Annotated in this window: 14 protein-coding genes; 2 read left to right on the top strand and 12 right to left on the bottom strand. The window is 64.2% G+C overall.

Going from position 1 to position 18,511, the window contains the following annotated elements; genetic code table 11:
* Positions 1 to 34: 34 nt before the first annotated feature.
* Positions 35 to 832 carry a DUF427 domain-containing protein gene (locus LB532_RS13915; protein WP_224556894.1) on the bottom strand — a complete coding sequence of 266 codons (798 nt, stop codon included), beginning with the start codon at positions 830 to 832 and terminating at the stop codon, positions 35 to 37.
* 246 nt (positions 833 to 1,078) lie between these two features.
* The gene (locus LB532_RS13910; protein WP_140638594.1) at positions 1,079 to 2,734 is read right to left on the bottom strand and encodes an ABC transporter substrate-binding protein; all 1,656 of its coding nucleotides are present in this window, start codon (positions 2,732 to 2,734) and stop codon (positions 1,079 to 1,081) included.
* A 113-nt stretch (positions 2,735 to 2,847) separates the two neighbouring features.
* Here LB532_RS13910 and LB532_RS13905 point away from each other — a divergent pair, with 113 nt between their 5' ends.
* The gene (locus tag LB532_RS13905) at positions 2,848 to 3,750 is read left to right on the top strand and encodes a LysR family transcriptional regulator (RefSeq protein WP_140551118.1); all 903 of its coding nucleotides are present in this window, start codon (positions 2,848 to 2,850) and stop codon (positions 3,748 to 3,750) included.
* A gap of 22 nt (positions 3,751 to 3,772) precedes the next feature.
* On the opposite strand, the gene LB532_RS13900 is transcribed toward LB532_RS13905, so the two are convergent.
* The 10 genes from LB532_RS13900 to LB532_RS13855 form a co-directional block, all read right to left on the bottom strand.
* The gene (locus tag LB532_RS13900) at positions 3,773 to 5,824 is read right to left on the bottom strand and encodes an ABC transporter ATP-binding protein (protein WP_140638595.1); all 2,052 of its coding nucleotides are present in this window, start codon (positions 5,822 to 5,824) and stop codon (positions 3,773 to 3,775) included.
* Positions 5,817 to 6,695 carry an ABC transporter permease gene (locus LB532_RS13895; RefSeq protein WP_140638596.1) on the bottom strand — a complete coding sequence of 293 codons (879 nt, stop codon included), beginning with the start codon at positions 6,693 to 6,695 and terminating at the stop codon, positions 5,817 to 5,819. Before LB532_RS13895 ends, LB532_RS13900 begins: the two co-directional genes overlap by 8 nt.
* Positions 6,692 to 7,645 (bottom strand): ABC transporter permease, encoded by a 954-nt coding sequence (locus LB532_RS13890; protein WP_140498118.1) that lies wholly within the window; start codon positions 7,643 to 7,645, stop codon positions 6,692 to 6,694. The genes LB532_RS13895 and LB532_RS13890 overlap by 4 nt, the downstream gene beginning before the upstream one ends.
* A 70-nt stretch (positions 7,646 to 7,715) precedes the next feature.
* Positions 7,716 to 9,380 carry an ABC transporter substrate-binding protein gene (locus LB532_RS13885; protein ID WP_140638597.1) on the bottom strand — a complete coding sequence of 555 codons (1,665 nt, stop codon included), beginning with the start codon at positions 9,378 to 9,380 and terminating at the stop codon, positions 7,716 to 7,718.
* 231 nt (positions 9,381 to 9,611) lie between these two features.
* Positions 9,612 to 10,796 (bottom strand): mandelate racemase/muconate lactonizing enzyme family protein, encoded by a 1,185-nt coding sequence (locus LB532_RS13880; RefSeq protein WP_140638598.1) that lies wholly within the window; start codon positions 10,794 to 10,796, stop codon positions 9,612 to 9,614.
* Positions 10,793 to 11,899: a mandelate racemase/muconate lactonizing enzyme family protein gene (locus tag LB532_RS13875; RefSeq protein WP_140638599.1), complete on the bottom strand. Its 1,107-nt coding sequence runs from the start codon at positions 11,897 to 11,899 to the stop codon at positions 10,793 to 10,795. The genes LB532_RS13880 and LB532_RS13875 overlap by 4 nt, the downstream gene beginning before the upstream one ends.
* A 29-nt stretch (positions 11,900 to 11,928) precedes the next feature.
* Positions 11,929 to 12,621, bottom strand: a complete 693-nt coding sequence (locus LB532_RS13870; RefSeq protein ID WP_140638600.1) for a GntR family transcriptional regulator — start codon at positions 12,619 to 12,621, stop codon at positions 11,929 to 11,931.
* A gap of 177 nt (positions 12,622 to 12,798) precedes the next feature.
* Positions 12,799 to 13,953, bottom strand: coding sequence for an efflux RND transporter periplasmic adaptor subunit (locus LB532_RS13865; protein WP_140638601.1), 1,155 nt, complete (start codon positions 13,951 to 13,953; stop codon positions 12,799 to 12,801).
* A gap of 15 nt (positions 13,954 to 13,968) precedes the next feature.
* Entirely contained in the window at positions 13,969 to 17,145 is a 3,177-nt protein-coding gene (locus LB532_RS13860) for an efflux RND transporter permease subunit (protein ID WP_140638824.1), read from the bottom strand.
* A complete protein-coding gene (locus tag LB532_RS13855; protein WP_140638602.1) occupies positions 17,139 to 17,387 on the bottom strand; it encodes a hypothetical protein in 249 nt (82 codons plus the stop codon). The genes LB532_RS13860 and LB532_RS13855 overlap by 7 nt, the downstream gene beginning before the upstream one ends.
* Positions 17,388 to 17,633: 246 nt before the next feature.
* Here LB532_RS13855 and LB532_RS13850 point away from each other — a divergent pair, with 246 nt between their 5' ends.
* Positions 17,634 to 18,227 carry a TetR/AcrR family transcriptional regulator gene (locus LB532_RS13850; RefSeq protein WP_224556892.1) on the top strand — a complete coding sequence of 198 codons (594 nt, stop codon included), beginning with the start codon at positions 17,634 to 17,636 and terminating at the stop codon, positions 18,225 to 18,227.
* Positions 18,228 to 18,511 lie beyond the last annotated feature (284 nt).

The raw sequence follows: 18,511 nt of genomic DNA, 5'->3' as shown, positions 1-18,511 counted from the left end.
CGATCAAGCCTTCAGCGCGGGCATGGCGACACGGCTAGAAATAGCCGTTGGAGGCGGCTGTGGCTTCTTTCGGGATCTCGACGCCATCGACCAGGATCTTGTCGACCAGTTCGTGATGGAAGCAGACCAGGCCCTTGATGCGCTCCGCCTCATGCACCGGCTCGGGATAGTACCAGACGAGGTTCTCGTGGCGCTTCTTGCCCGTCGTCACGTGATAGTAGTTGGAGATGCCCTTGTAGGGGCAGCGCGAGATGTAGCGGCTGGGCGCGAACATATCGAGCCGCGTGTCGGAGATCGGCAGATAATGGCGTACCGGATGGCCGGTCTCGAACAGGAACACGCCGCGCCGTGAATCGGCGACCTGCTCGCCGTCCAGGATGACCTGCACCCGCCGTGTGGACGGCAGGCAGTCGACCCGTCGGAACGGGTCGCGGGCGTGGACGAAGATCTCCTCGTCCTCCTCATACCAGTGCGTCATCTTGGGCCAGTAGAAGGACATATAGTCCGCGATCGGCGGGCAGCCCTTGACCGGGTCGAGATAGCGCCAGGCGGCATCCTCGACCAGCGTGATGCCGGTGTTGAGCGAGTAGTGCGTGGCCAGGCCCTTGAACGGATCTTCCGTCGTCGTCCTGCTCGGCAGCAGGAATTCCTCGCGCACGTCGCTCATCGGGAAATAGTAGACCGGCAGGTGATCGGATTCGTAGAACACCAGCGCCCTGGTCGTGTCGGCGACGATCATCGATCCCACTTGCACGCGCAGCCGCTTCTGCATCGGCATGGTGAAGGCGACGTAGCCGGGCTCGAACTCATACTGCACGATCGTGTCGAGCAAGGGAAAATGCGGCCCGCGGCCGCGCAAATGAGGCTTGCGAATGGTAGTCTCCCGTTTCTTTTCTTTTGTCATCGAGTGTTGGCGCAAAGCGAGACGGACCTGGATTGAATCATTATATCGGAGTGGGTTTCCGGGCGGCGGGCTTCTCCTGCGTCGAGCGGCTCGAACGATGGCCCCCCATCGCCCTTCGCAGCCCCGCTGGCGGATAGCCTCGCCGCCCGAAAGCAGAAATTGTCCATCCAGCCTCTATCCCAGCGACACCCGGTCGAGCAGCAGGCCGGCAGCGATCGGCGGCAGCCCGCTGACATTCTTGCGCACCGGCACCAGGAGGTCAGGGAAATAGCTGAAGATAACAGGCGTCTCGTCGAGCAGCAGCTTCTGGATGTCTGACGCCGCCGCGCGCTGCGCGCCGATGTCGAGCGCCTTGAGATAGGAAGTGACCATGCCGTCATAGGCTGGGCTCTTGAAATGCGCCGCGTTCCACGGACCGTCGCTGACCAGCGGGCTTTTCAGGAACACGTTCGGCACGCTGCGATGGGCGTAGTCGGTGATGCCGAGCGGGCTGTCCAGCCAGTCCGATTGACCGAACACCGCCTTGCCGTAATATTTGTCCTGGTCCTCGATGTTGAGCGAGACGCGCGCGCCGATCTCCTTGGCGAAGTTCTGGAACAACTGCGCATAGCCGGGAATATCGGAATAGCGCAGCGTCGTCAGCGTGATGTCGAAGCCGCTGCCGAGGCCCGCGGCCTCCATAAGCTGCTTGGCCTTGGCGATGTCCTGGGCGCGCTGCGGCACCGTTCTGTCGGTCGCGGGGAAGGCCGGCGCAAACGGGCTGTCATTGCCGGTCGCCGCCATGCCGCGGCACAGCCCATCCACCAGCTTGGAACGGTCAATGCACAGCGCCAGCGCCTGGCGCACGCGCTTGTCGGTGAAAGGCGCCATGTCGCAGCGCATGTGAAGCTGGCGGTGCGCGGTCGAGGCGACACGCAGCACGGCGATGTCGGGGCTGTTCAGCACCACCTGGCTGACATCGAGCGGAACGGCGTCGAGAATGTCCACTTCGCCGGCCTGCAGCGCCAGGATGCGCGGCTGGACATCGCCGTAGAATTTGAACTCGAGCCGGTCGGGCAGCGCCTTCTCGCCCCAATAATCGGGGTTGCGGATGAAGGTCGCGCCGACTTTCGGCGTGTAGGTCTCCAGCCGGAACGGGCCGGTGCCTTCAAAGGTCTTTTCGTAATCGCCCCTGTAGCTCGCCGGCAGGATCACGGCATTGTAGTTGTCGATCGATACCGAATAGGGAAAGCTGCCGTTCGGCACGTCGAGATGGAAGGCGACGGTGTGGTCGTCGACCTTGCGGGTGCCGCCCTTCGACAGCAGGCCCTTGAACACCGAAAGCGCGTTCGAGGCGCCGTCCGGATCGGCCAGCCGGTCGAAGGTCGCGACGACGTCGTCGGCCTTGAAGTCCTCGCCATTGTGGAATTTCACGCCCTTGCGCAGCTTGAACGTCCAGACGCTGCCGTCCTCGTTGGGCGACCAGCTTTCCGCCAGCATCGGCTTCAGCGTGAGGTCCGGCTGTGTGACGCAGAGGAATTCGGCGGTCTGGAAAACCAGCTGGTAGCTGCCGCTGTCGTAGTAGGTGACGGGATCGATGGCCCCGCCTGGCGTCGCCACGCCGGCGCGCACCGTGCCGCCCGGCTTGCCTTCGGCGCGGGCCTTTTGCGTGCCGAGGCCGGCAGCGGCGACAAGGCTGCCCAAGAACGGCAGCGAAAGGCCGAGAACGCTGCCATGGCGCAGGAAATCGCGCCGGTCGAGCCGGCCGGCCAGCAATTCGTCGACAGCGGAATTTTCGATTGCAGTGAGATTCCGGCGGGCGATGTCGATCCTCTCGAAATGCTTCGGCATGGCTGCAATCCTCGCTTGTCTTGGGACAAGGCATCTAGTTCATCGTTGACCGCGACCGGAAAGCGATATTTTTTGATAGAGGCCATCGGAATTTTCGATGCGGGAGCCAAGTCATGGACACCGAAAACCTGCGCAGTTTCCTGGAGATTGCCGAGCATGGCAGCTTCACCGTCGCGGCCAATCGGCTGAACCTTGCCCAGTCCACCGTCAGTGCGCGGATAAGGGTGCTGGAGGAGCAGTTGGGGCGACGGCTTTTCGTCCGCGACCGCGACGGCATCACGCTGACGCCGGCCGGCCGCCAGTTCCTGCCGCATGCGTCCGCCATCACCCGCACCTGGGAGCAATCGAGGCAGGACATCGCCGTTCCCGATGGCTATGAAACACTGCTGCGGCTGACCGCACCCGCCTATCTGTGGGAGCGCATCACCTCGCCATGGGTCGAATGGATGCGCGCCGAGCGACCGAACGTGGCGTTGCGGCTCGAGGGCAGTTTTCCCGATCTGGCGATCGACCAACTGGCCGAAGGCCTGCTCGACATCTGCATCCTCTATCTGCCGCGGCCGCACCCCGGCATCGTTTACGAAACGCTGGCCGTCGATCAGGTGGTGCTTGTCCAGCATGCCGCCCAGACGAAGCCGTGGACCGAGAACTACATACTGATGGACTGGGGGCTCGAATTCCGCATCGAGCATGATCGGGCGTTTGCCGGCATGGTCAAGCCGGCCATTTCGGCCGGCCTGGTCTTCATCGGGTTGCAGCACGTGCTGTCGCAGCAAGCCGCCGCCTATCTGCCGCTCAGCGCCGTCAGCGGCCATATCGAGCGCGGCGAAATGAAACGCGTCGCGAACACGCCCGTGTTCCAGCGGCCGATCTATCTTGCCTATCCCAGCAATCCGGCGTCGTCGGATGTGCTCGACGTGGCCTTGGCGGGATTGCGGGCGCTGACGAGGGATTGGGCCGGCGAGCAGGGCTTTGCCGAGGGCGACCGGTCCTTCAGCATGGCCGGCCATCTGTGAAGGGGAGGGGCCGTATGTTCGGCTACGCCGGCTCGGTATCGACCGCTGCCGGCCTCTGCAGCCTGGCGAGTTCCGCGTAGGGAATATGGCAGCGGATCGAGTGTCCGGGGCGCGCCTCGGCCAGTGGCGGTTCCTGCTGTTCGCAGATCGGGCCGATCTTGCGCGGGCAGCGCGTGTGGAAGACACAGCCCGGCGGCGGATTGGTGGCACTGGGGATTTCGCCGTCGAGACGGATGCGTGCCGTCTCGGTCTGGTCGAGCCTGGGCACGGCCGACAGCAGCGCTTCGGTGTAGGGATGATGCGGGCCGGAGAAAACGTCTTCCGACGGGCCGAGCTCCATGATGCGACCGAGATAGAGCACGGCGATCTTGTCTGAGAGGTAGCGCACCACGCCAAGGTCATGCGAGATGAAGATGTAGCTGACGTGTTCCTTCGCTTGCAGATCGGCGAGCAGGTTGAGGATCGCAGCCTGCACCGACACGTCGAGCGCGGAGGTCGGCTCGTCGCACACGACGATGCGCGGATCGCCGGCGAAGGCGCGCGCGATGGCAACGCGCTGTTTCAGCCCTCCCGACAGCTGGCGCGGCTTCACGGCCAGATGCCGGTCGGTCAGCCGCACCGAGCGGACGAGGTCGTCGAGGCGCGCCTCGAGCGCCTTGCCGCTCAAGCCTGCCAGCCGCTTCAGAGCGCGGCCGATCAGATGCCTTATCGTATGCGAGCGGTTGAGTGCGGAGTCCGGATTCTGGAAGACGATCTGCATCGCCTTGACCTGGTCGTCGCTGCGGTCCCCAAGCCGCGGCGCCAGCGCCTTGCCCTCGAGCTCGATGCTGCCGCCGTCGTCGGGCGGCACGAGGCCGAGCAGCAGCCTGGCGAAAGTGGTCTTGCCGCTGCCGGATTCGCCGACCAGCCCGAGCGTTTCGCCCGGCCTGAGATCGAGCGACACGTCCTTCACCGCGCGCAGCGAATGGCCATGGCTGGCAAAGGTCTTGTTCAGCCCGGCGACCCGCAATACCGGCGCGGCTGCGGCTTTCGGCGCGGCGGGCGCGTCGCTGGGCGTCGCGCGCGGCAGGGATTGCGCCTTCTCGTGATAGTGACAGCGCGACAGCCGGCCGCCCAGCTCGTAGAGCGGCGGCAACTCGTTGCGGCAGCGATCGGTAGCGAGAGCGCAGCGGTCGGCGAAGGGGCAGCCCTTGATGTCGGCGCCGATGCCGGGCAAAAAACCGGGAATTGTGTCGAGGCGGCCCTGGTCCTTGCGCTGGCCGCCGCGCGGCAGGCAGCGCAGCAGCGCTACCGTATAGGGATGGCGCGGATCGTTGAAGACGGCCTCCGTCGGTCCTTCCTCGACCAGCATGCCGGCATAGAGCACGCCGACGCGATCGCACATGTTGGAGACGACGGCGAGATTGTGGCTGATGAACAGGATCGAGGCCGACAGCTCTTGCCGCAGCTGCGCGATCAGGTCGAGCACCTCGGCTTCGACGGTCGCGTCGAGGCCGGTGGTCGGCTCATCCAGGATCAGCATCGAAGGATCGTTGGCCAGCGCCATGGCGATCGCCACGCGCTGCTGCATGCCGCCGGAAAGCTGGTGCGGGTAGCGTTGCATGACGCTGGCCGGATCGGAGATCCGCACCCGGTTGAGCATGGCGATTGCGCGATCCTCGGCCGCCTGCCCCGTTTTGCCGCCAAGCTCGAAGATCTCGGTCAGCTGGCGACCGATGCGGATCGACGGGTTCAGCGCCTTGCCGGGGTCCTGGTAGACCATGGAGACGCTTTCGGCTCGCATCTTTCTGAGCGCCTCGGCATCGAGCTTCATGACGTCCTGCCCGTCGAGCGAGATCGCGCCGCCTGATATCGAACCGTTTCGCGGCAGGTAGCGCACGACGGAAAGGGCGACCGTGGATTTGCCGCAGCCGGATTCGCCGACCAAACCATAGGCCTCGCCCTGGCCGATGGTCAGGCTGAGATTGCGCAGCACCGCCCGGTTTCGGCCGGAAACACGATAGGCGACCGACAGGTCGTTGAGGTCGAGAGCGTTCTGGGCCTTCGCCCTCCGGGCCTTGGCGGGTTCAGTCATTGAACGCTCCATGCACGCCGTCGGCCGCCAGGTTGACGCCGATCACCAGCGAGGCGATGGCGAGCGCGTCGAACAGCACGGTCCACCAAAAGCCGCCGCCGATCATGCCGTAATTGCTGGAAATCGAGAGCCCCCAGTCCGGCGACGGCGGCTGGATGCCGAAGCCCATGAAGGAAAGCGTGGCGACCGCGAAAATGGCATAACCAAGCCGCACGGTGGTTTCGACCAGGATCGGCGGAATGACGTTGGGCAGGATCTCGACGAACATCGTATGCAGCGCACTCTCATGCCTGAGCTGGGCGGCGGCGACATAGTCGAGCTCGCGCTCAGCCAGCACCGCCGAGCGCACGGTGCGTGCGATGATCGGCGCGAAGCTCAGCCCGATGACGACGATGACGGTGGTCTTGGACGTGCCGAGCGCCACGATGGCGAGCAGCGCCACGATCACCACCGGGATCGCCATGAAGGCTTCCAGGATGCGGCTGACGACATCGTCGACGATGCCGCGGAAGTAACCGGTGAGCAGCCCGAGCGCCGTGCCGGCCACCGTCGCCAGCAACGTCGCCAGCGGCGCCACGGTCAGGATGTCGCGCGAGCCGACGATGACGCGCGAGAAGACGTCGCGGCCGATCTGGTCGGTGCCGAACCAGTGTTCGGCCGAAGGCGGCGCCAGCGCGTTGATGATGTCGTCGGCAAGCGGATCGTAGGGCGCGAAATGTTCGCCGAACAGCGCACAGGCGACCCAGAACAACACGATGGTGATGCCGACGAGGAAGGTGCCGGAGCGAAGCAGCGAGGACAAAACCTCCGTCAGGGGGCTGCGCTGGCGGGTGTCGTCCTGTCTGGTGGGACTGGTCTGGACGGCGCTCATTGTTCTGACCCCAGCCGGATGCGTGGATTGAGCACGGAATAGAGGAAGTCGGCCACAAGGGTGGCCACGGCATAGACGATTCCGATGGTCAGGATGCCCGATTCCAGCATCGGGAAATCCTTGCCGCGCGCGGCGGTGAAGATCAGCGAGCCGATGCCCTGGTAGCGGAACAGCGTCTCGATCACCACGAGGCCGCCGATGAGATAGCCGGTCTGGGTGGCAATGACGGTGATGGTGGGCAGCAGCGCATTGCGCAGCACATGGCGCCAGATCACCGTGCGCCAGGGCAGGCCCTTGAGCACTGCGGTTCGCGTATAGTCGGAATCGAGCGCCTCGATCATGCCGGAGCGCGCCATGCGCGCGATATAGCCGAACAGCACCAGGAACAGCGGCAGCGCCGGCAGGATCAGGTAGTAAAGCTGCGTGAAGAAACCGGCATCGCGCGGCCATGCCGCCGAGATCGGCAGCCAGCGCAGCCAGACGCCGAAGATCAGGATCAGGATGATGCCGGTGACGAACTCCGGCAGCACCGTCACCGACAGGCCGCCAAGGCTGATGATGCGGTCGAGTGGCCGGTTGAGGTTGAGGGCTGCGACGACACCGCCAAGGATGCCGATCGGCACCACCAGCACGAAGGCGACCGCCGCCAGCTTCATCGAATTGCCTAGCGCATCGATGACGAAGGGGGCGACCGGCGAGCGGAAGATGTAGGACGTGCCCATGTCGCCCTGGACGAAGTTTGAAATCCAGCTCCAGTACTGGGCAAGCAGTGGCCGGTCGACGCCGAGCGAATGGTTGAGCGCATCGACGGCGCGCTGGTCGGCGAACGGCCCCAATATGGCGCGCCCGACATTGCCGGGAAGCACCTGTCCGCCCAGGAAGACCATGATGCTGAGCAGGAACAGCGTGACGAGCGAAAGCGAGACGCGCCGGACAAGGAAGGAGAGAATGGCTAACACTCCCTGAGTAGCCAGCTCCCGTCAGGAAGCTGGCTGTTAGAGGATTGGCTTTCCCTTCCGCTCAGGCCTTCGACGCCTTTTCCAGGAACAGCTGCGACATCGCGGTCGGCTGCACGCCGGCCACGCCCTTCGCCGTCGCCGTCAGATAGTCGTAGAAATAGCCGAAGATGACCGGCGTCTCCTCTAGCAGAAGTTTCTGGATCTTGCCTGCCGTCGCCTTCTGCGCTTCGAGATCGAGGGCCGCGATATAGCTGGTCGCCAGCGCGTCGTAGTCCTTGTTCTTGAAGTGCGCCGCGTTCCACGTGCCTTCGCTCTTCAGCGGGGCGGCAAGATAGACATTCGGCACGCCGCGGTGGCCGTAGTCGGTGATGCCCATTTCCGAGTCCAGCCAGTTCGATTTGCCGAACACGGCGTCGCCGTAATAGGCGCTCTGGTCGAGGATGTTGAGCTCGAGCTCGATGCCGATTTCCTTGACCCAGTTCTGGATGAGCTGGGCGTATTCGGGGATTTCGAGATAGCGCTCGGTGGTCAGCGTCATCTTGAAGCCCTTGCCGGCGCCCGCCGCTTCCATGAGCTGCTTGGCCTGCGCGATGTCCTGCTTGCGCTGCGGCACGCTCGCATCGGTCGAGGGATAAACCGGGGCGAACGGGCTGTCGTTGCCAGCCACGGCGCGCCCCTTCATCAGGCCCGCGACCAGCTTGTCGCGATCCAGGCTGAGTGCGATGGCGCGGCGCACGCGCGCATCCTTCATCGGCCCGTCGTCGCAGCGCAGGTGCAGTTGCTGGTGCGCCGACGATTTCAGGCTGATGATGTCGATGTTGGGGTCGTTGAGCAGCGCCACGCCAGACAGGACGGGCATCTGGTTGATGATGTCGACCTGCCCGCCCTGCAGCGCCAGGATCATTGGCTGCATGTCGGCAAAGAAGGTGAATTCGGTGCGTTCCGGCAGCGCCTTCTCGCCCCAGTAGCCTTCGTTGCGGACGAAGGAAGCGCCGACCTTCGGCGTGTATTTGTCGATCTTGAACGGTCCGGTGCCGTCGAAGCTCTTTTCGTAGTCGCCCTTGTAGCTCGCCGGCACGATGACGGCGTTGTAATTGTCTGATGACACCATGTAGGGAAAGTTGCCGTTCGGGGCGTCGAGGTGGAATTCCACCGTGTAGTCGTCGACCTTCTTGCTGGCGCCCTTCGACAGGATGCCGGTGAACACCGACAGTGCGTTGGACGAGTTGGCCGGGTCGGCGATCCGGTCGATGCTGGCCACCACGTCGTCGGCTTTCATCTCGCCGCCTGAGTGGAATTTCACGCCCTTGCGCAGCTTGAAAGTCCACACCGAGCCGTTGTCGTTCGGCTTCCAGCTTTCAGCCAGTGCCGGCTGGAGCACGAGATCGGGGCCGTCGACGCAGAGGAACTCCGCGACCTGCTGCATGATCAGCAGGCCGCCTGCATCGGCGACGGTGACAGGGTCGATCGTCGCCGCCGGCACGCTGCTTGCGACGCGGATCGTTGCGCCTGGCGCGCCTTGCGCCCGGGCGAGCGACGGCATGGCACCGAGGCCCGCGGCCGTGGTGATGCCGCCCAGCAGTGGCAGCGACAAGCCGAGCAGGCTGCCATGGCGGATGAAGTCGCGGCGGCTGACACGGCCGTCGACGAGACCGTCGATGAGATGATTTTCGAGCGGCGACCGATTGCGCCGGATGAGGTCGAGAATGCGATAATTCTTGCTCATGGGTTTGACCCTTTCCCCTGTTTCTTATGGTTGACGAAAATTCGCGACTAAACCGTTTCCGGTCGCCAGAGGCCGGTAGACCGGGACTGTAGCACGCGGTTTTGTCCGGTCCATCCAGTCCTTGGCGTGGACGTGCCGGTTTCTGGGCTGCACTGCTTCCTCTGGTCCGTGGCCACCCTTTCCGACCAGGATCGCGGCGGCTGGCTTCTTCTGTTTTGGCCGCCCGCCCATCTAGTTCAGCGGCAAGCGACGGTAAGCTCCGGGCTTTGCCGGATCGTGATATTTGTTGCAGGGTCCGTTCTCGGCGAAGTCGCGATGGCAGGCAGCGAGCCGTTCTCGCGACAATGTGATGCCGAGACCGGGTCCCTCCGGCACAGGCACGACATTATTCCTCGGGCAAAGCGGTCCTTCCTCGGTGATGTCGGTCGGTTGCATGCGAAACAGCGACTGGTTCGGTTCGCGTATCCAGCCGAGTGCCGCGCACAGATGCAGGTAGGCGGCGCTGCCGATGCCGCTGTCGCCGCTGTAGCACCAGAAATCGATGCCGGCGTGCTCGCAGGCGCCGACGAAGCGCAGCATGCGGCCGATGCCGCCATGCGCCGTCGGATTGCCGACGAAGGCGTCGGGCACTTTGAGATCCATGGCGCGGGCGATGTCGATGTTGTGGGTCGAGAACGGGATCGAGCAATGGCGCCTGAGTTCGCGCATCTCCTCGATCGTCGCCACTGGATCCTCCCAATTGCGCACGCTAAGCTCTTCCAGCGGCCGCGCCAGTCGCCGGGCGGTGCTGAGCGAATAGGCCTGGTTGGAATCGATGCGGATCATCGCATCGTCGCCGAGCTTCCTGCGGATCAATTCGATCATCTTCAGCGAGATTTTTGGATCCTGCGTCGAGAACTTCCCTTCGAAGAAGGTCGTTCCGTGCGTCTCATGAAGCTCGACGCAGTAGTCCGCGACTTCCTCCGGCGTCGTCTCGCCTTTCACCCTTGGCCCGTCGCCGCGCAGCGAAAAGTAATCGGTGAACGGGATCTCCTTGCGCACGGCCCCGCCCAGCAATTGGTAGAGCGGCTGGTTCCACGCCTTGCCGCGCAGGTCCCAGAGCGCCATCTCGATCGCGCCGAAGGCCATGATGCGGGTGCGGTCGTTGATCGACTGCACGCCGGTCCAGTAGGGGAGGCAGACATGCTCGGCGCCCGCGATGTCGAAGGCGTCGCGGCCCACGAGCCGCGGTGCCAGGATGTCGTTGACGATCGCGGCTGCTGCCGGTGTCGGTGCTTCGCCGAGGCCGATCAGGCCATCTTCGGTCTCCACTTCGACAATGGTCGGCGAGAAGCCGTCGAGTTCACCGAACACCCACACATAAGGCGCCTCGAGCCTGAGGTTGGTCGGCGTCGCCTTGATGCCGCGAATTTTCACCGGCCGACCTCGAAGAAGGGCTTGCCGAGAAGATCCGGGACGACGTCGATGCCGAGGCCCGGACCATCCGGAACGCCCATGCGGCTGCCGGTGACCGGCGGCTTGTTCGACGCCGTGCGCACCGTCACCCATTCGTGGAAGGCGATGGCGTGCAGGCGGCGCTCCTGCGGCGTCGACAGCGACAGATGCGCCATGGCCGCCGTGTCGATCTCGGCGCCCCCAGTGTCCTCGACGGTGATCATGAAGCCGAGGTCGACGGCGACATCGCGGATCAGCCGGGTCCTGCCGACGCCGCCGAGCCGCGAGATCTTCAGCGTCAGCCCGTCGGCCGCGCCTCGGCGATGAATTTCCAGCATCTCCTCGAGCGAGGTGACGGATTCGTCGAGCACCATCGGCTTGTCGAGCATGCGGCGCACCGACATGTTTTCCTCGATCGTCGTGCAGGGTTGCTCGAATGTGTAATCGATGGAGCGCGTCGCATCGGCGAACTGGCGCGCCTGGTAGGGCGTCCAGCCGGCATTGGCGTCGCAGAAGATGACAGTGTCTTTCGGCACTGAGGCGGCGACCGCCGTGACGCGTTCGATGTCGTCGCGGACGTTGCCCCCGACCTTGACCTGCAGCCGGTGGAAGCCGTCCTGGACGATGCGCTTCGCAAGTGCAGCCATGGCATCGACGCTGCCATGGGTGACGACCTTGTAAAGCTCGGCCGTATCGCTCTCCTTGCCGCCCAGCATCGTCACCAGCGGCACGTCGGCCGCGCGCGCGGCGAGATCCCAGCAGGCCATGTCGAGCGCCGACTTGATGTAGGGATGCCCTTTGAAGACGGTGTCCATCAGCCGGCCGACGCCGGCGAGGCCGCGCGGGTCCTGGCCGATGAGATGCGGGGCGATCTCCATAACGCCGGCACGGGCGCCCGCCGGAAAGGCGGCCGAATAGAAATTGCCGAGCGGCGCCATCTCGCCCCACCCGGTGATGCCATCGTCCGAGGTGATGGCGACGATCACTGCGTCGAAGGCGTCGGCGACGCGCCCCTTGGACATGCGATAGGGGCCGTCCACGAAGGGCTGCACGACATGGTAGGCTTTGATGGTTGCGATCTGCACGTTGATGTCCGTTGTCCGCTGGGGAAGGATCAGGCGCCTTTCGGCGGGCGCCGTTCGAGAGCGCGCGCGTAGGCAAGAAGCTCTTGGAAATCTTGGTCGATATGTTCGCGGGCGTGGCGTTGGGCAGCACGCATGTCGTTGCCCTTGAGCAGCCGCACGTAGGTTTCGTGAACGTCCTCGGCGGGCACGGCTTCGTTGCGTGCCTGCTGGTGTAGGGCGAAATACATCTGCAACCGGCTGGTCAGCCGCTGCCATGTTTCCAAAAGAACGGAATTGTCGGCCCATTCGTGAATCAGGCCATGCAGTTGCAGCGCGGTTTCGATCTGCCTTGTGGTGTCGCGGTCGCGCGTCGCCTGCTTCACCGCCTCGTGGCGCCGGTCGAGCTCATCGAAAAAGCGCCGGTCGCGCAGCTCCCATGTCCGCTCGATGGCGAATTCGTCGAGCACCTTGTTGAGCGAGTAGACATCGTCGATGTCCTTGGCGGTGACATTAATGACGAAGGTGCCGGCATAGGGGATGCTGGTCAGGATACCTTCCTGCACCAGCTCGCGCATCGCTTCGCGCAAAGGTGCGCGGCTGACGCGCATCTGCTCGGAAATCCGCAGCTCGTTGAGCTTCTGGCCCGGCTCCAACTGGCCGGTCAGGATTGCCCGTCGCAGAAGCGCCACGATCTCCGCGCGGCGCGTCGTATCCGCGATTGGACTGAAATCCGCCCTTGCCATCCGGCCACTCCCGACGAAACCCAGGGGCAAGACAAGCAGGTTGTCGACAATCTAACAAGAGCTTTTGCGGCTTTTTTCGCATCGCCGGTACCGGTCGGGCGGAACTGCTCCCAAAAGCGGCGCCCGCGACCTGTGGGAAGGCCGGGGCGCCGCGCTGAAACCGGGCCTGCGGGGGAGTCAGGTGGCCGGTTTCTGTGGCAGTGGCGAAATCGGCATTCCAGGGCCGATCTTCTGCAGATTGCCTGTTATCACCTGGTCGCCTTCCGTCACTCCGCTCAGGATGGCCACCAGGTCGCCGTTGGTCGGCCCGGTCGAAACCAGCCGCTGGTCGACGGTGTTGCCCTTGCCGACGACGTAAAGATATTTGCCGAGTTGGCTCGAACCCAGTGCGACCTGCGGAACCATCAGCGCATCAGGCTGCTGTTTGACGTGCAGCCGGACGCGAACATATTGGCCAGGCAGCAGCGCGAACTTGGCGTTGCCGATGGTGGCACGCGCGGTGATGGTGCCGGTCGAATGGTCGATCGTGTTGTCGATGAAGGTGAGTTCGCCCTTCTGATGGGCTTCGGTCTCGCCCGGGAGCAGCACCTCGACCTCGATCGGGCCGGCGGCGCGAGCTTCCTCGATCTGCGCCAGATCGCTCTCGCTCGGATTGAAGGTTACATAGATCGGGTCGAGCTGCACCAGCGTGTTGAGCACCGTGCCGGCGACGCTGACCAGCGTGCCGATCGAGGCCTGGTTACGGCCGATGCGGCCGGCGAAGGGAGCGCGGATCTCCGAATAGCTCAGATTGAGCTCGGCCGTGCGGACCGCCGCCTGGTTGAGCGCCAGCGACGCCTGCGCCTCGCGCAGAGTGCTGGTGCGCTGGTCGAAGCTGTCCTTGGCCAGATAGCCGCTCTTGGCGAGCTCGGTGCCGCGGCCGAGATTGGAGCGCGCATAGTCGAGCGTCGCGGTGTCGCGCTGCACCTGCGCTTTCGCCTGGTCGAGCGCCGCCTGGAAATCCTGCGGCGCGATCCTGTAGAGGAGGTCGCCTTTCTTGACGTCGGCGCCGTCTTCGGCGGCCTGCTCTTCCAGGTAGCCCGGCACTCTGGCCTGCAGCGTGACGCTGCGGATCGGTTCGGTGCGGGCGGCATAGTCGAGATAGATCGGGATCGTCTTCTTCACCACGTTGGTCACCGGCACCGGCATGACGAATGCCGCGGGAGCGGGCGTCGCCGCTCCAGCCGTGCCGGCATTGAGGCTGAGGCTGCCCATATCGAGCAGGTGAACGCTCGCCACCGAGATTGCACCCAGCGCGACAGCGGCGCCCAAAGCGATTTTCCATTTACGCATGTTCAGTCTCCAATCTTATTCGGCCGCTTGCGCCATGGGCGGCAAGGCGGGTTCGGCAGTTGGTTCGGAATGCAGGAGAGCGGGCTCTTCACCGCCGCGCCGTTCGCGCAGCTGTTCGATGACCGCATAGAAGACCGGCACGAACACCAGCGACAGGATGGTCGCCGCCACCATGCCGCCGAAGACGGTGGTGCCGATCGATTGACGGCTGGCAGCACCGGCGCCGGTCGCGAACATCAGCGGCAGCACGCCCAGGATGAAGGCGAAGGCCGTCATCAGGATCGGCCGCAGCCTCAGCCGTGCCGCTTCCATCGCCGCTTCGACGATGCTGAGGCCCTCTTCGCGCCGTCGCCGTGCGAACTCGACGATCAGGATGGCGTTCTTCGCCGCCAGGCCGATCAGCATGACGAAGCCGATCTGCGAGTAGACGTCGATCTGCATGCCGCGCACCCACAGCACCACGAACGCGCCGAACAAGGCGAGCGGCACTGCCAGCAGCACCATGAACGGCATCGCCCAGCTCTCATATTGCGCCGCCAGGATCAGGAAGACGAAGACGATGGCGAGGCCGAAGACGACCGACGCGATCGATCCCGCCTTGAGCTCCTGGAAGGTGATGCCGGTCCATTCGAAGCCGAAATCCCTTGGCAGAGCCGTGGCGGCGGCACGTTCCATGGCGGCGACCGCCTGACCCGAGGAAAAGCCGGGTGCGGCGCCGCCATTGATCGTAGCCGAGGCGTTGTTGTTGTAGTGCGGCACGGTTTCCGGGCCGACGAAGGGCACCAGCTTGCCCAGCGTGCTGAGCGGCACCATGCCGCCCGAGGCATTGCGCACATAGAGCCGCGAAATGTCGGCCGCACCCGCGCGTGCATCCTTGTCGGCCTGGATGGTCACCCGGAAGGTGCGGCCGAACAGGTTGAAGTCGTTCACATAAAGCGAGCCGAGATAGATCTGCAATGTGTTGAAGACGTCTGGCAGGTTGAGTCCAAGCAGCTTCGCCTTGGCGCGGTCGAGGTCGTAGTTGAACTGCGGCGTCGAGGTCGAGAAAGGTGAGAAAAGCTGCTGCGGGTTGATTTCCGGCTGCTTGCGGGCCTCGGCGATCACGGCTTGCGTTGCGTCGTTGAGCGCGGTGCTGCCGCGGCCGGTAAGATCCTCGACGACGAATTCGAAGCCGCCCGTGGTGCCGATACCCGGGATCGACGGCGGATCGAAGGAGAGCGCAAACGCCTCCGGGATCTGCATCAGCTTGCCGCGCACGTCGGCGACGAGCTTGGAAGCGCTCTGGTCGGGACCACGCTCCTCCCACGGCTTCAGGATGGCGAATTCGACCGCGGAATTCGACTGCGCCGCACTGGTCAGGAAGTTCAGGCCACTGATCGAGCCGACGATGTCGACGCCGGGCGTCGATTGCAGGATGTCGCGCGCCTTCTGCGCCACCGCGTCGGTGCGTTCCAGCGAAGCGCCGTCGGGCAACTGGATGACGACGAAGAAATAGCCCTGGTCCTCGACCGGAAGGAAGGTCGAGGGAAGCTTCGCCCAGACGAAATAGGTGGCGACCAGTCCGGCCGCGAACAGGCCGAGCATGATCCAGCGCAAACGGATGAGGATGCGCACGCCATTGGCATAGGCATGCGACAGCCTGTCGAAGCCCGAATTGAACCAGCGGAACAGCACGAATTGCGTGCCTTGGCGATGGCGCAGGAAGGCGGCGCTCAGCGCTGGGCTCAGGGTCAGCGAATTGAAGGCGGAAATGCCGACCGAGATCGCCACCGTCAGCGCGAACTGGTTGTAGAGCCGTCCCGAAACGCCGGGGATGAAGGCGACCGGCACGAAGACGGCCATCAGCACGGCTGTGGTGGCGATGATCGGACCGGTGACCTCGGCCATGGCGGCTTTCGTCGCCGCCAACGGTTTCAGCCCGGCCTCGAGCTGTCGTTCGACATTCTCGACCACCACGATAGCGTCGTCGACGACAAGGCCGATCGCCAGCACCATGCCGAGCAGGGAGAGCATGTTGAGCGAGAAGCCCATCATCTCCATGACGACCAGCGTCGCCACCAGCGACACAGGAATGGCGATCGTCGGAATGATTGTGGTGCGCCAGCTTTGCAGGAAGATGAACACCACGGCAACGACGAGAACCAGAGCCTCGCCAAGCGTGATCAGCACGTCATGCATGGAGGCCGAGACGAAGCGCGTCGTGTCGTAGTGCATGGCATAGCTGACGCCCTTGGGGAAGCGGGCGGACAGCTCTTGCATCTTGTCCTTTACGCGCTGCTGCAGATCGAGCGCGTTGGAGCCGGGCATCTGATAGACGGCGAGTACCACGGTCGGGTCCTTGCCGAAGAAGGCCGAGGACGAATATTGCAGGGCGCCGAGCTCGATGCGGGCGACGTCGCGCAGCCGCACCAGCGAGCCGGTGGTGGTGTTGGCGCGCACGACGATGTCGCCGAACTCCTTTGGATCGCTCAACCGGCCGACGGCATTGACCTGCATCTCGAAAGCGGTGCCGGCAGGCGCCGGAGACTGGCCGATCTTGCCGGCGGCCACCTGGACGTTCTGCTCGGCAATGGCGTTCTGGACGTCGACGGCGGTGATGCCGAGATTGGCGAGCTTGTCCGGGTCGAGCCAGACGCGCATCGAATAGCGCCGCTCGCCGAAGATCTGCACGTCGCCGACACCGGGCAGCCGCTTCAGCGGGTCGACCACTTGCAGATAGGCAAGGTTCGACAGCGCCACCGGATCGACGGAGCCGTCGGGCGAGGTGAGGTTGACGATGAGGACAAAGTTCGGATTCTGCTTCTTGATCGTCACGCCGCCCTGATTGACGATCGCCGGCAGCGACGAGGCCGCCTGCGAGACGCGGTTCTGGACGTCGACGGCGGCGGTGCTCAGGGAATAGCCGACATCGAAGGTGATGGTGATCGTAGAGGAACCGTCGTTGGAGCTGGTCGACGACATGTAGGTCATGCCTTGCACGCCGTTGATCTGCTGCTCCAGCGGCGTCGTCACCGTGTCGGCGACCACCTGCGCGCTGGCTCCCGGATAGTGGGCGCTGACCACGACCTGCGGCGGTGTGATGTCGGGAAACTGCGAGACGGGCAGCAGGAAATAGCAAATCGTCCCGGCGAGCACCATGATGATGGCGATCGCCGAGGCGAAGATCGGGCGGTGAATGAAGAAATTTACCACGACACGCACGCCTCTCCGGCTGCTCTTGCCCTGCCGAAGGCAGTGGCAACCCTGGACAGCCTCAGGCCGCGTCCGAACTCTTCCGACGAACGGAGCAACGGCACCTCGCCGTGCTGCGAACCGGCAAGCGTGCGCAGCATTGTTTCGAAAGCGCGCGGATCGACCCCGTCGGCTTTCATGACCAGCCGGATCATCGGATCCCGGATGGCTTCATCTATGGTAAGATCGCGGCGCTGTGGCATTGGCCGGCTCCTTGTCTGTCGATTCGCAGCCCATGCTCGCGAACCGTTTTTCATCTCTTCACCGGCCGGAGCCGCATGAAATGCAATTTTTCGCCCGCCCCGATCTGGCCGGACCAGATCACGGTCTTGTTATTGACGGCGGGCGCCATAGGTGTTACCAGTAAGTAACATTCTGGAAGTTACAGACCGGTAACACCCTAGTCAAGAGGTGACCGAGGGATTTTTGGAAACGAAAGGAGATCAATGATGACAGACGGCGTCGTGGAGCGTCCTCGTCCCCGGGATCGGATCCTGGAGACGGCGCGCGACATGTTCCACAAGCACGGCATCAAGGGCGTCGGCGTCGACGCCATCACCGAGGCTGCCGGCACGAACAAGATGACGCTCTACCGTCATTTCGAATCCAAGGACGATCTGATCATCGAATGCCTGCGCGCCACCGCATCAAAGGCCGGCGCGATGTGGGACGCATTCGAAGCCGAGCATCCGGGCGACAAGCTCGCGCAACTGCATGCCTGGGTTCGCAAGGCGGCCGAGATGCTTACGGCCGATTGCCGGGGCTGCGACATGGCCAACGCCGCGGTTGAGCTGACTGAGCCCGACCATCCGGCCAGGCGCGTGATCAAGGAGCTCAAGGAAGCCCAGCGCGAGCGCCTGGTAGCGCTCTGCCGGGGCGCCGGCATAGGCCAGGCCGAATTTCTGGCCGATACGCTTTCGTTGCTGTGCGAAGGCGCGCGCGTGAGCGTGCAGACTGTTGGCACCGAAGGCCCCAGCGCGCAATTGGTGCGCATGGCGGAAGGGTTGATCCAGTCCTTCAGGGGCGGAGCCGCCGCGGGCTGATCCATCGGCAAGGCTCATGGGCGCCGGACAGCGCGTGCGCTTCCGGTTTGCAGTCCCTTTTGATCCTGCGAGAATTCCCTGCCGTTCCCGGAAATGTCCGGCATGCAATAAAAAAGCCCGCTGCCGGGAGGAGGTGGCAGCGGGCTCGATTTCGAATGTGGTGCGGGAGGAGGTGCACCCCACTCATCGCCGGCATCGCATCTGGGAGGAGTAGATGGCCGACAACCAGAAGCTATGAGTTGCCCAATGATTCGGCAATCATGAATCGTGCATAGCAGCTGTGC

Origin of the sequence: Mesorhizobium sp. ESP-6-2, assembly GCF_020164675.1 — a bacterium.
Taxonomy (GTDB): domain Bacteria; phylum Pseudomonadota; class Alphaproteobacteria; order Rhizobiales; family Rhizobiaceae; genus Mesorhizobium.
The sequence above is the reverse complement of the archived record's forward strand: the minus strand, read 5'-3'. Positions and strand labels throughout refer to the sequence as shown.

Excerpts from the sequence above, each read along its gene's own strand:
- LB532_RS13855 (WP_140638602.1), bottom strand. The coding sequence starts at position 17,387 with ATGCCACAGCGCCGCGATCTTACCATAGATGAAGCCATCCGGGATCCG.
- LB532_RS13885 (WP_140638597.1), bottom strand. The coding sequence starts at position 9,380 with ATGAGCAAGAATTATCGCATTCTCGACCTCATCCGGCGCAATCGGTCG.
- LB532_RS13850 (WP_224556892.1), top strand. The coding sequence starts at position 17,634 with ATGACAGACGGCGTCGTGGAGCGTCCTCGTCCCCGGGATCGGATCCTG.
- LB532_RS13865 (WP_140638601.1), bottom strand. The coding sequence starts at position 13,953 with ATGCGTAAATGGAAAATCGCTTTGGGCGCCGCTGTCGCGCTGGGTGCA.
- LB532_RS13895 (WP_140638596.1), bottom strand. The coding sequence starts at position 6,695 with ATGAGCGCCGTCCAGACCAGTCCCACCAGACAGGACGACACCCGCCAG.
- LB532_RS13870 (WP_140638600.1), bottom strand. The coding sequence starts at position 12,621 with ATGGCAAGGGCGGATTTCAGTCCAATCGCGGATACGACGCGCCGCGCG.
- LB532_RS13905 (WP_140551118.1), top strand. The coding sequence starts at position 2,848 with ATGGACACCGAAAACCTGCGCAGTTTCCTGGAGATTGCCGAGCATGGC.
- LB532_RS13910 (WP_140638594.1), bottom strand. The coding sequence starts at position 2,734 with ATGCCGAAGCATTTCGAGAGGATCGACATCGCCCGCCGGAATCTCACT.
- LB532_RS13900 (WP_140638595.1), bottom strand. The coding sequence starts at position 5,824 with ATGACTGAACCCGCCAAGGCCCGGAGGGCGAAGGCCCAGAACGCTCTC.